This window comes from Nocardia amamiensis (genome assembly GCF_015477605.1).
Classification (GTDB): domain Bacteria; phylum Actinomycetota; class Actinomycetes; order Mycobacteriales; family Mycobacteriaceae; genus Nocardia; species Nocardia amamiensis_A.
This window is the reverse complement of record NZ_JADLQX010000195.1, coordinates 1-662: the sequence shown is the minus strand read 5'-3', so window position 1 is coordinate 662 and position 662 is coordinate 1. Positions and strand designations below refer to the sequence as shown.

Here is a 662-nt window from a genome sequence, read left to right as displayed (position 1 = left end):
GGTACTTGCCGTCGAAGTTGGCTTCGGCCTTCGCTTTCGCCGCGTCGAGGCGCAGCTTCCCGGCCGGGGTGACCCGCAGGAACCTCGACAGGCCCGGCTTCGCGGAGATCTTGCCCCGCAACTCGCCGCGCTTGAAGTCGGTGAGTTCGTCCGAGCCGGCGATCAGCTCCTCGAGCTGGGCGACCATCTGAGCGCGGACATGCTGATCACGTTCGGCCGCTTCAGGGTTGAAGCAGATGACGAACCGTTCCGTATCGCTGATCCGGACTTCCTTGACCCGCATGTTGTCGGCGACGTCGAGGTAGCGGCCTTGCCGCGACATCGCCGCCTTCACCTCCTGCGACCCGGAGCGCATCTTCTCGCCGATGATGTAGTGGTGATCGCCTTGCCGCAGGTAACGGCGGTTGGCCTCGCTGGAGAAACCGCGGTCGGTGACCCATACGATCTTCGACAGCGTCCAGTCCCGCATATCGTCTTTCACCTGCCGGATCAACGCCTGGTCCGAGGCGTTGCCGGGCCACGACCAGCAACGCACAGGGATGCCGTCGCGGGTCACGGCCATCCCGATCACGATCTGCGGTAGGTCGTCTCGGGAGTCCTTCGACTTGCCGTAAGTACGGAATCCGCCAGCCTTCTCGCTGCCGCTGCCGCTGCCGCTGCCG

At 65.1% G+C, this 662-nt stretch carries 1 protein-coding gene; it reads right to left on the bottom strand.

The annotated features are described in order from the left end of the window. Positions 1-662, bottom strand: a 662-nt coding sequence (locus tag IU459_RS37450; RefSeq protein WP_195134297.1) for an IS1634 family transposase, incomplete at both ends; no start/stop codon positions are given.